General features: G+C 63.4%; 8 protein-coding genes. 5 read left to right on the forward strand and 3 right to left on the reverse strand.

The window, feature by feature from the left end:
* The first annotated feature begins 120 nt into the window (after window positions 1-120).
* Complete coding sequence (locus A2J01_RS21860; protein ID WP_064113570.1) at window positions 121-1,449, forward strand: diacylglycerol/lipid kinase family protein; 1,329 nt, start codon at window positions 121-123, stop codon at window positions 1,447-1,449.
* Here the strand turns inward: A2J01_RS21860 and A2J01_RS21865 are convergent.
* From A2J01_RS21865 to A2J01_RS21875, 3 genes are all read right to left on the reverse strand, one after another.
* Window positions 1,430-2,815, reverse strand: a complete 1,386-nt coding sequence (locus A2J01_RS21865) for an FAD-binding oxidoreductase (protein ID WP_064113571.1) — start codon at window positions 2,813-2,815, stop codon at window positions 1,430-1,432. The genes A2J01_RS21860 and A2J01_RS21865 overlap by 20 nt on opposite strands.
* A gap of 118 nt (window positions 2,816-2,933) precedes the next feature.
* Window positions 2,934-6,329 (reverse strand): BTAD domain-containing putative transcriptional regulator, encoded by a 3,396-nt coding sequence (locus tag A2J01_RS21870; RefSeq protein WP_082900931.1) that lies wholly within the window; start codon window positions 6,327-6,329, stop codon window positions 2,934-2,936.
* Between the two features lie 76 nt (window positions 6,330-6,405).
* On the reverse strand, window positions 6,406-7,851 hold the full coding sequence (locus tag A2J01_RS21875; RefSeq protein ID WP_064113572.1) for an MFS transporter: 1,446 nt from the start codon (window positions 7,849-7,851) through the stop codon (window positions 6,406-6,408).
* A gap of 173 nt (window positions 7,852-8,024) precedes the next feature.
* Between A2J01_RS21875 and A2J01_RS21880 the strand changes: the two genes are divergently transcribed.
* The 4 genes from A2J01_RS21880 to A2J01_RS21895 all read left to right on the forward strand — a co-directional run.
* The gene (locus tag A2J01_RS21880) at window positions 8,025-8,684 is read left to right on the forward strand and encodes a response regulator (protein WP_050654977.1); all 660 of its coding nucleotides are present in this window, start codon (window positions 8,025-8,027) and stop codon (window positions 8,682-8,684) included.
* A complete protein-coding gene (locus tag A2J01_RS21885) occupies window positions 8,681-10,375 on the forward strand; it encodes a hypothetical protein (RefSeq protein WP_064113573.1) in 1,695 nt (564 codons plus the stop codon). Before A2J01_RS21880 ends, A2J01_RS21885 begins: the two co-directional genes overlap by 4 nt.
* A gap of 74 nt (window positions 10,376-10,449) precedes the next feature.
* Complete coding sequence (locus A2J01_RS21890; protein ID WP_064113576.1) at window positions 10,450-11,127, forward strand: GAP family protein; 678 nt, start codon at window positions 10,450-10,452, stop codon at window positions 11,125-11,127.
* A gap of 25 nt (window positions 11,128-11,152) precedes the next feature.
* On the forward strand, window positions 11,153-12,127 hold a 975-nt coding region (locus A2J01_RS21895), incomplete at its 3' end, for a carboxylesterase/lipase family protein (protein WP_156519348.1).

The following is a 12,127-nucleotide window of genomic DNA, read 5'->3' on the forward strand; positions in this document are numbered from 1 at the left end:
AGGTGTCGTCATAAAGTAGCAGTGCGCGATCGCGAGATTCTTGCCGGTAGGTGACTGGCCTGCTTCGAAGGGATAGCGTCGAAGTACCGGCCGAAATGACAATCGCGGGGAGGTGGCTCGATGACGACCTCTGCCCACACGGATCGGCCCTCGTCGAAACAGAGTTGGTTGGCGCGCGCAGCCTTCGCGGCCCTGGTTCTTGCAGTCGCGGTGCTCCTGATCTTCGCCGGACTGAAAACCTTGACCATGCTGATCCTGGGAATCGGTGGGGTGGTCGTGTGCGTCGTAGCCGTGTACTGGTTTCTGACCACCCGCGGATTCCTCCGCTGGCTCTCGTTGGCCGTGGCGGTTCTGACGCCGATCGTGGTGCTCACCTTCCTGGTCCGAGAACGCCTCCTGTGGGTGGTGCTCCTTGCGATCGGGTTGTTCGTCGTAGCCGGTATCTTCGCTCGCACCGCCTTGGAGGGGGAGGAGAAGGAATTGCCGGTTGTCGAGCGAACTGCACCGCCGCCCGTCAAACCGTTCTTCGTGATGAACCCGAACTCCGGCGGTGGCAAGGTCGAGAAGTTCGACTTGAAACGCAAGGCCGAGGAACGGGGGGCCACGGTCGCACTGCTCGAGGGGCCCGAGAAGATCGACGTGACGGCCTTGGCCAGGCAGGCGGTCGCGGACGGCGCCGACCTACTCGGTGTTGCCGGTGGCGACGGAACGCAGGCACTGGTTGCTGCTGTCGCGGCCGAAAACGACCTGCCCTTCCTCGTCGTCAGTGCGGGAACGCGCAACCACTTCGCCGCGGATCTGGGGCTCGATCTCGAGGATCCGTCACGGTGCCTCGACGCGCTCGTCGACGGCGTCGAGGTCACGGTGGATCTGGGAAACGTCGGCGGTCGAACTTTCGTCAACAACGCATCGTTCGGGGCGTACGCCGAGGTAGTCCAGAGTCCGGAGTACCGCGATGCCAAGACCAGCACCTTCTTGCAGATGCTCCCGGATCTCCTCGCCGGACGTGCCGGAGCGGTGCTGACCGCGCGCTCCCCGAGCGTGTCCGCGGTGGGTCCACAGGCTGTGCTGGTCAGCAACGGCCCGTACGAGATGAACGACCTGGCGGGGCTCGGTCATCGGCCGCGATTGGACAGGGGCACTCTCGGAATCGTCGCGATCTCCGTCAGCAGTGCCCGTCAGGCCATCGGGTTGCTCCATAGGGCGCATCAACACGGTCTGGCTCAGGGCACCGGATTCGAGGTGATCGTCGACGCCGACACCGACGAGATTCCGGTCGGCGTCGACGGCGAGGCGCTGGTGATGCCAACTCCGGTCAGGTGCACGGTCAGTCCGCAGGCGCTGAGGGTCAGAGTCCCCCGAGATCGACCGGGTATCCGTCGCCCCCGGCACGCCTGGGATCTGGTCCGGTTGCGAGAGTTGGCGAAGTTCAGGAGATCCGGCGCATGACCTGACCGACGGCCAGGACTCCCTGCGGATCATGCGTGTCCGCCAAAGCGCTCAGCCAGTGAGCGGTGTCCTCGTCGTAGGTGCGGGCGATCTTCTCCGGGTCGACGCTCGGCGCGAAGTTGGGCAGTGCATGCCCGTTCGTCCATGGCGCCATCGTTCGTCCGAGAGTCTCGGCGTGCGGGACTACCGCGTCGACCATCGGTGGGACAAGAACTCCGACGGTGAACAGCGAGAAGGCAGCGTCACGATGGCAGAAGGCGCTGCGGTGCTCAGGTTCCCGTGCGAGGGCGCCCCCGAGGAGACGTAATTCGACGACGGTTTGGGGTGAACCGGATCCGGGGCCGGCAGCGGCCAGCAATGCGTCGACGGCCTCGTGTGACAGCTCGTTGGTCAATGCCGTGGATTCGTGCGTCGGCATCGGGTCGACGGGATCGGCGTGCACTGCCCCGAGGGCGGCATAAGGCAGCACACCGACTGCGTCGATCAAGGGTGTTGCGATTGAACGGATTCGGTCGATCAGTGACTTGGCATCGGATTCCTCGGCAAGACTTGCGAATCTGACCGCGACGGTGAGCCTGCCGGCCAGCGGTGGCGGAACCTGTGGAAGGGGTGGAAGTTGCAGAAAGGCAAGAGAGGTCGAGCTGTGCTCAGGCAGGTCGGCGCCCCAGTCCAGCCAGGCGTGCGCGACCGCGCTTGCATCTGCGCCGTCGAAATAGAGTGCACCGCCGTAGAAGTGGGTGACCGGTAGTAGGTCGATCTCGATGGCTGTGACAATGCCCAGTGTGGCCTTGCCGCCGCGTAGCCCCCAGAACAATTCGGCATGTTCGTCGGGGGTGACATGAATGAGTTCGCCACTGCCGGTGACGATGTCGAACGAACGAACGTGATCCGACGAGAGCCCGTACGTGCGCACCATCGGGCCGATGCCCGCGCCGGTGAGGAAGCCGGCGACTCCGACAGTGGGTGACGAACCTGCCAGTGGCGCCAAGCCGTGGGGTGCGGCAGCGTCGATGACGTCCTGCCAGATCAAGCCCGCGCCGATTCGGGCAGTGCGGTTTTCGGGGTCGACGACGCACTCCGTGAGCCTGCCGGTGTGGACGAGGAGAACGTCACTGCCGAGAGGGACCGCGCCGTGGCCGGTGCGCTGAACACCGACGCGCAGACCCAACTTCGCCGCGAATCGCAGAGTTGCGGCAATGTCTTGCGCGCTCTCGACTGCCACCACAGCGCCAGGCGCGACGGGAACCGCTGCATTCCACGGAATCGCCAACTCGTATCCCGTTTCGCCAGGCAGGGAAACGGAGCCGGTCACCTCTGCGCGCAGTGATTCGACCGCGGCGTCGAGCGTGGGGGTTTGAAGGTTCATGGTCTTCCTTTCCTCATCCGTCTTTCGGTCAAGGGAAGGATGTCCGAACAGGCTTGGGTGGTTCTTGACGTATGTATCCCGAGCGGATCCAAGTTTTATCCAAGCGCATTCTCGCAGTTCAGGGCCATGTCGATCGCGCTCGTTCAGCTACGCCCCGCATGCCGAGTGTCTCCGATTCGGCCGCCACTTCCGTCAGCTCCCGTTCACGTTCGGCGGACGGCTCTCGAAGCTGCGCCCGAAGCAGTCGACAGCGCAGCAGTGTTGGTGCTCCACCGGAGCCAGTTGCGATCTTCTCGGCCTGATCCAGGAGAGTCGATGCCTGCTCGACGTGACCGAGAAGCGCGTGCAGCCGAGCGGAGGCTTCGGCGACCGAGCCCAGTTCACCGACATGGCCCACCGTTGCGATGCAGCGGGTGTGTGGCGAGAGAAGTTCGATGAAGGTGTCGGCGTATTCGGCCAGTTCCAGATCTGCCACGACGCGTGCAAGTAGTGTCTGGTGTCCCAATGTCGTCCACGTCTGTGGCCCGCGATTGATCAGCCACTTCTTGATGCCGTCGGAAGTGGCCTCGCGCTCGCCTCGGGCGGCGTCGATGGCGATGGTCCACGAATCAGGTTCCACGACACCGGGATCAGATTCGGCCAACGCACCTCGCTCCCATTCCAGAGTGTTGAACGCCAGATCTGCGCTGCCAGCCGTGTACAACTCCGTTTGCAGATGGATCTGCCTGGCCGTCTCGTACTGCCGGCGGGCTTGCGCGAAGTCTCCGTACCATTCGGCGAGAGTTGCTTCCATCCAGCGTAATTGGACCCGAACCACCGGGAGTCTCAGTAGCTCGCAGCCGATGATCCCCTGCCTGACGTGTTTGACGGCAGCATCGACATTGGCCAGATTCATCTCCGTCATGCTCGCGACGGCGTGTGCGACGACGCTGTCGACACGCGATTGTTGGTGCGGCAGTTCGAAAAGCTCGCGCAGTAGGCGCATGGACTCCGCACTGTGCACCGCGACTCCGGAGAAAAGCAGAATCCGTCCGAGCAGCGCGTCCGCGATCACATCCGGATCGTCGAGTTCGCGGGCGATGTCGAGAGCACGGGCGCTCCATCGATTCGGGATCTCGGCTTCGGGGTGGTAGCAACTTCCCACCGCCAGCGCAGCAAGAACCCGTGCGTGAGCTGACCTGTCGTTCTCGACCAAGGGCTCGACCGCCGCGAGCCGTTCGAGCAGTGGTCCCGGATCGGTACCGTAGGAAACCCACGGCCACGCACCGGCGGCCCGAAGTAATGCGCCTGCCAATCGTCCGACGGCGGAGGTTCGCCCCTCCCGAACAGCCTCGAGGAGACCGGCATTGACGACGTCGAGAACTGTCTGCCCTCGACCTGCGCGGGCGAGGGCCTCGACTCTGGCCACCAGCAGGTCGTCCCGATCGTCAGCGGATTGCTGGGACACCGGAAGTAAGTCGAACGCGCGGACAGCTGCCTCCCACCACTCGGCCGCGGTCTCCGAACTCCACCGATCGGTCGCATCCTGAGCTGCAGCCGTGCATGCCTCCAGAACGACGAGTGGATCGACCAGGGGAAGTGCCGACATCAGATGTTGCGCGCGGCGGCTCAGCCGGTCCGGATCGGAGGAATTTTCGAGCACTTCGGCAACTCGGGCATGTATCCGCTGGCGACGAAGCGTGGGTATCGCTTCGAGGACTTCGTCTCGGAGAAGGCCGTGAGCAAAGACGTAACCGCCGTTTGCCGAGTCCGCGACGATGATTCGTTCATCAGCAGCCGCGTCGAGATGGTCGGCGAGAGTGTCGACATCGAGACGGGTGGCTGCGGCCAGTGTGTACACCTCGATGGCGTCGCCGATAACTGCGGCAACCCGAAGAGCGTGCAACACTGCCGGTTCCACTGCGGCAAGCCGTCGACCGAGGACAGATCGAACGGCGACGGGGATGCCGTCGCCCAGTCGCTCGTTCCGGGGAAGCCTGGCGTACTCCGAGACGAACAGCGGGTTGCCGCCGGTTCGTTCCGCCAGGGTTCGCGCCTCCGCGTCGTCGAGCGTGTCCCCGGAGACGCACCTTGCGAGTGTTGCAACCTCGCCCTGCGCGAGCGCCGGCACAATCATGGTTCGGTTTCCTTCGCCGTGGAGTACGGCTTCTTCGAACTTGCGCACTGCCGGCCCGACTTCCGAGTCTCGGAGCGTCGACACGAACCAGACTCTGGCACTGGTCATTGCGCCGACCAGGTAGGTCAGGCAACGAAGGGACGTGGGATCGGCCCATTGAATGTCGTCGATGACGACGGTCAACAGTGCATCTTTCGCCGCAGCTTCGATGGTGGTGCGAACCCGTTCGTAGACGGCAAATCTCGCTTCGTCCGGATCGATGTCCGTCGGCGGCGTCAGTACGAAATCGGCGTCGGCTCCGAGTTCCCGAACCAGTCGGCGGATCGGCCACCACGGCGGCGTTCCGTCGTCCTCCGGGCAACGTGCCCAGACGGTGGCTCCTCGAATGGACGTTGTTCTCGACGAACACTCCTCGGCGAATCGTGTCTTGCCGATGCCGGCGGGGCCGGTCAAGATCAACCAGCGAGGTGAGCCACGGCGAACGTCGTCGAGCATCTTGTCGGCGACAATCGTCTGAGCGTCGCGCCCGACGAACAAGCGTGAGGAATCCGTCTCGGGCATCGCTGCTACGGCTGGGGGAGAAGCCGGGACCGACACTTGTTCGGCCCCCGTCCATCCCGGAGTGCGCGGCCAGGCGGCCAGGCCGGGTTCGTGGCGCAGGATTGCGCCTTGCAATGCTGTCAGCTCCCCGCCGGGCTCCAGTCCCAGCTCGGCGTCGAGCCGAGACGCGTGTAATCGAAACTGTTCCAAGGCTTCCGGTGACCTGCCCGCCCGATGCAGGGCAACCATTCGCAGCCAGCAGGTCCGGTCGCGGAACGGGTACTCGCCACAGAGTTGAGCAGCTTCGACCAGCGCGGGTGCCAGGCGCCCCAGAGCCAGAAGCGCCGTTATCCGGGTCTCCCGGCACTCGGTCCGCACTTCCTTGAAGGCTGCGGCTTCCACCTCCACCCAGTGCGCGTCGTTCAGGTCGTCCAGAAGCTGCCCCCGGACCGAGGCGAGGGCACGGTCAGCGGTCGTCAAAGCCTGCTGCCACCGTTCGTTCTCAGCGTGTTGTCGCGCCGTTTCGGCGTCGTCGAGAAACACCGACAGATCGACGTCTGCCGGAGCGACCTCGAGGACATAGCCCGGCGATTGACGCACTATCGGTGACGCCGTACCGGTTTCGACGCGTAGCGCTCGGCGCAGGTTGGAGATATACGCCTGGATGCTTGCCATCGCACTCGCCGGTGCGTCGTCGTGCCAGAGAGCATCGATCAGCCGGTCGGTGGAGACGACGCGACCACGGTTGAGCAGTAGAACGGCAAGGACCGTTCGTTGTTTTCGAGGGCCCAGATCGATCACGTCGCTCGTCGCCGGACCCCGTGCGACCTCCAACGGCCCGAGCAGTCGATAGATCATCCGTTTCCCCTCGTACCTGCGGACGCAGGACGGTTCGATTCTAAGGAGCGAAATTCATACATGCAGGACAAAACGGTCAACTAGTTCTCGTCAACATCTGCTCGGATTCCTCGGAAAGAGTCTGGTTGACGCTGGTAGTGCGCAGCGTCGCCGCACAGACCAACGCACCGAGAGCTGCGATGAAGGCTGCGACAAACAGTGCCAACCGAAGTCCACCGACAAAGTCGTCCGGTGGTCCGCCGGGCAGCATCGACTGCGCCGGAAGGAAGGCGCCGAGCACGGCAACCCCGACTGCGATGCCGGTCTGCCGGAACGCGTCGTTGATCCCTGCGGCCAATCCGGAATGGTTCGAAGTGCTTTCGCCCAGAACCAACCCACTCATGACGGGGTTGAACACCCCGGCCCCCACGCACGCGACAACAAATCCGGGAAGTATCGCGTACGGCGAACTGGTCACGTCGACGACGGTCATCATGACCAGCCCCACCGAGACGAGTAGAAGCGAGCACGTCAACGAGACCGAGACGGGGATGCGCCCGTCCAATTTCGCGGTGGCGCCCGCGACGACGAACATCGCTATCGTCGCCGGTAGATACACCAGGCCGGCGTCCACGGGAGACAGATGCAGCACGTTCTGCAGGTAGATGGTCGTGTAGACGAACACCGCGAACAGGGAGGCGGAGATCGAGAACGCTGCGATCTGCGCTCCGGCGAAGGCCCGATTGGCGAGCAGATGCGGGGGCAGCATGGGCTCGGTGGTACGAAGCTCGTGCAGGGAGAAACCGATCATGGCGGCCGCGGCGATCACCGCGGCGATCATCGGCTGCGGCTCGAACCACCCATCCTCGTTACCGCGTAACAAACCGAACACCAGAGCTGCCAGGCCGGTGGACACCAGAATCTGCCCGGGCACGTCCGCGCGGCGAGGCCGAGGATCGCGTGACTCGGGAACCCACCGCACCGTCATCGCCAGTGTGATCAACCCGATCGGAACGTTGATCAAAAAGATTGCGCGCCAATCCAACAACTCGGTGAGCAACCCGCCCACCAGTGGGCCGACGGCAAACGCGCCCCCGATCGTGGCGCCGTATGCAGCCAGAGCAGTCGCGCGCTGGGGACCCTTCTCGAACACGTCCGCCAGCAAGGCAAGTGAGCAGGCGAAGAGTACGGCACCGCCGATACCCTGAGCGGCCCGCGCGAGGTCGAGCACCCAGATGTTCGGCGCCAGAGCGCAGAACAGAGATGCCGTGGTGAACCACAGAATGCCGATGATGAAAACATGGCGTCGACCCCGTCGGTCTGCCCACGATCCGGCGCTGAGAACCACCGTCGCCAATGCCAGCGTGTACGCGTCGATCACCCATTGCAGGGCGCTGACTCCGGTATCGAGATCGAATGCGATCGACGGCAGGGCGGTGTTGACGACGGCGATGTCGAGCATGAGCATTGCGGTGCTCACGCATACTGCCAGCAGAGTGGCTCGTCGTACTGCGGTGTTCTTCGGGGTGATCGGTGCGGTCATGGCCCGTCCTGATGGTCGAAGGGGTGTGTACTCGGAACACCCTGCGCTCCGACGCTTGGGACATATCGGGCGAAATGCTTGGAACCCGCATGGTTGATAACTGCCGTGTTACTCGGAATCCGTCACCACCTGCTCGGTCGAATACGCACTCTCCCAACGGTTAATCTCTGGTCATGGAGACCAGCCAGTGGGTGCGACGGGTGTTGGTGGTGGAAGACCAACCACTGATGCGTGCGCTCGTCGGTGACACGCTCACACACGCCGGGTTCGTGGTCCATACGGCCGGATCGGCGGTCGAAGCGCTCACGGAGTTCGACGGATTCGATCCTGACCTCTTGGTCACGGACATCGACCTTGGCGTGCGGCCGAACGGCGTCGATCTCGCGAACATCGTCACCGTGAAGGCTCCGCATTGCGCGATCGTGTTCCTGACGAACTACCCCAACGCATCGACAGCGCCAGGTTCTGCGGGTGTGCCGCCGAAATCGTTGTTCGTGGACAAGGCGGCTGTCCAGTCGGCGGATCAGTTGATCGGCGTAGTGGAGGCCGCGTTGACGGAAACCGAGCCACCGACGCTCGGGAGTGATCCGGACTCCGCCTTGTCGAGCCTCACCAGATCACAGCTCGATCTTCTGCGTTACATCTCGCTCGGGTGGTCGAACAGCGCAATCGCAGCGCATCGTGGGTCCTCGATCCGAGGTGTGGAGAAGCTCATCGCGCGCACTCTCGAGAGCCTGGGATTGACGCACGATTCGTCCACCAATCCGCGAGTGCTTGCTGCGAGTATCTTCATCCGCCATTTCGGTGTGCCCGAAGTGACCGACTCGGTGTGAACCCGCGCGAGTGGTGGCTTCGACTCGGTGATCGGAACATCGTCACCAAGTGGTCCTGGATTCTGACGCTGCCGTTCGCGGTGACCGTGATGGCCAACTACTACCTGTGTACCGGGGTGCGCGAAGTAGGCGTGATGGCAGTCGGCGCCTTCGCGACCCACTGCGTTGTCGGGGTGATGCTGCTGATGGCGAGGGCTGTTCTTGCAGCACACCGATCGCAGCTCGCAGCCCTGGCCCTGTTCGCAGTGATCGGCGCGATCCGCCCGTTCGTCCTCGACGCGATCACCCGCGCGCTCGAACTCCCCGTCGACCCCAGACCGATGCTCGTCCGGGTGGCACTCAACGTCGCGTGCAGCGTTGTCTTCTTGTCGTTGACCGCCGTACTGGTAAGCGCTCTCCGTGACCGCCTCGCGCTGCAACGGAGTTTGAAGGTTGTCGGGGCCGCCGTCCAACTCCAACAGACCCGGGATCGATTCCGCCTCGGCCAAACCCGTGCGCAGTGTCGGCGAGAGCTCGAGCGCAGTATCGAGACGGTCATGCACGCGGTTGCTGAAACGGAACTCGAGGGAGTGCGAGGAGCAGCTCTCTTGAAGCGAATCTCCGACGACGTGGTTCGCCCGATGAGTCATCGACTGTTCCGGGAGATTCCCCCGATCGAATCACCGACGCCGACTGTGCGGCTGACGGCGAGAGATCGACTGATCGGCGTCGTACGCAGCGTTGAACCGGCGCCACTGTACGTACCGGTGTTCGCGTACACGGCACTGGTGACCGTCTACCTGCTCACGACTTACGGCGTGACGTTCACGGCGGTCCAGCTCGGCGTCGGTTTCTGGCTCTTCGTCGGTGGCAATGCGTGCGCTCGCCGAGTTGTCAGCAGCGGAGACGGCCCTCTGAGACGGATCGCGACTCTTTCTGCGGTGTACTGCTCGAGTGCGCTGATCAGCAGTACCGCGACGTGGCTGCTCCTGACGGTGTTCGGCCGTACCCCGACTTTCTATTTCTCGTCGATGGCCGTCTACCCGTTGGTTGCGCTGTCCGTCTGCCTGATCAGGGCTGCGGATACGCAGCGTCAGGACGAGGAGCGTCAACTCCGCAGTGCCCTGAGCCGGCAAGCGCTCGATGCAGCTCGTATCCATGCCGAGCTCATGCACACCCGACGTGGACTGGCCAGGTTGTTGCACTCGTCGGTGCAGGGCGAACTCGTAGCGGCCGCATGGTCTTCGGGCGCCGTTGCCGGTCGCCCAGTCGATGTTGCGGCAACCATTGCCCACATTCTCGACGGCTTGGAAAGCGACCTGTCTGCGTCATCCGATCAGCCGGCTGACTCCGATGCCCGAAAGCGTATCGATGATCTTGTCACGGTGTGGCGCTACGCAATTCCGGTCGTCAGTCACGTCGACGACGAAGTCTGGGCGGTGATCGGTTCCGGCTCCGCTCGGCTCGACAGCGTGGTGGAGATCCTGTCGGAGGGACTGACCAACGCCGTGAAACACGGTGCAGGAGGGCCCGTCTTCCTCGAGGTGACACTCGCCGATGCTCGGGCGGTAGTAGTGCGGATCAGTTCGCCGGGTCGGCTGCCGGTGGCACGGGACTCAGGGATCGGGCTTGAATCGCTCGCCGGTACGGTAACGTCCCTCGAACTTGTCGAAGAGGAAGACCGGGTGGTCCTCACAGCCGTGCTTCTGTGACACCGTGAGTGGCGATGTCGTGGAGGCCGAACGTTTCGCCAATGGCCGGATTGGCCGCTTGTACGGTCGCAGAAATGGAATCGATTACTGCGCAGCTCATCCCACTCGCCACCGGCGTCGTCATCAGCCCGATTCCTCTGGTTGCGATCATCGCGATCCTACTGTCCACTCGGGCGAAGGCAAATGCATTCGCGTACACCGCGAGCATCGTGCTGGCCGCGACAGCGATCACAGCAGCGACGGCACTTTCGACCACCGGAGTGGAATCGAAGTCCAGCGGCAGCGCGCATACCGTCCAGACGGTGTTCGCCGTCGTGTTCACTGTCGGTTTTCTGGCGCTCGCATACTCGAGTTGGCGTAGCCGTCCGAAAGACGATGCCGAGCCGGCGATGCCGTCGTGGCTGGCGCAGATCGACTCGATGCAACCGGCCAAAGCCGCGGTCCTGGGACTGTTGTTGACCGTACCCAACGCGAAGAACCTGCCGCTCGAACTCAAGGCAGGTTCGATCATCGGTGGCGGGCACCTCGGCTGGGTATCAGTGATCGCGTACTCCGTCCTGTTCGCGGTAGGGGCGTCCATCGCTTTGATCGTGCTGTCAGCATTGGCTGCCGTGCCCTCAGCGAAGGTGACCGATGCACTGAGCGCCACCAAAAGCACTCTGATCCGCCACAATGCGGCAATCATGACCGTTTTGTTCCTGATGCTGGCAGCATTGGAACTCTCGCACGTTGTCGAAGCCCTGTCGAAGTAGCAACTTGTTTTCGAGGAGAAATCGAATGACGATCACACCCAGCGAAGCGCCGGTAGTCGAGACAACGTACGGGCCGGTTCGAGGATCGACGGAAGGCTCGGTGTCGAGTTGGAAGGGGATTCGTTACGCGGCACCTCCGGTCGGTCCGCTGCGATTTCGCGCGCCGGTTCCGCCGAAGCCCTGGACCGAGGTCCAGGACGCAACAGAATTCGGGCCGTGTGAGCCGCAAAGTCGACTCGCGATGATCCCGCTCGGTGAGAACGTTCCGATGGACGAAGACTGCCTGTTCCTCAACGTGTGGGCACCGGGCGCCGTCGGTTCTGATGCGCCGGGTAAACCGGTGATGGTCTGGATTCACGGCGGAGCGTATTTCCGCGGAGCGTCCAGCCAACCACTTTTCGACGCAACCACATTGGCTGAGAACGGCGACGTTGTCGTCGTCTCGATCAACTACCGCATCGGTGTGTTCGGCTTCGTCGATTTCTCGTCCTTCAATTCGAGTGAACATACCTTCGAGCCCAATGTCGCTCTCCGCGACATGATTGCAGCGCTGCAATGGGTTCAAGGCAACATCGCGGCTTTCGGTGGCGATCCCGACAAAGTGACGTTGTTCGGCGAGTCGGCAGGTGGCGGCGCGGTGACGACGCTGATGACCGTCCCGTCCGCTCGCGGCCTGTTTCATCGCGCTATTGCCGAAAGTTCGCCCGCCACTTCGGTGTACGGTAGTGAACGTGGTGAGATCGTCGCGAAGCTGTTCCTCGAGATCTTCAGCGGCGGAGGCGATCTGGGTCTGTTGCGGTCCACGTCTGCCGAAGACTTGATCGGGCCGTCAGACGAACTGTTTGCTCGCGTCCCCCAGGAGACGCCTGGCACTTTGGCGTTCGCGCCGATCGTCGACGGTGATCTGCTCCCTGACTACCCGGTGCGCGCGTTCCGTCACGGCAATGCACACCCGATTCCGCTGATCATCGGAACCAACAAGGACGAATCTTCGCTCTTC

It is taken from the genome of Rhodococcus sp. EPR-134, from assembly GCF_001647205.1.
GTDB lineage: Bacteria > Actinomycetota > Actinomycetes > Mycobacteriales > Mycobacteriaceae > Rhodococcus_F > Rhodococcus_F qingshengii.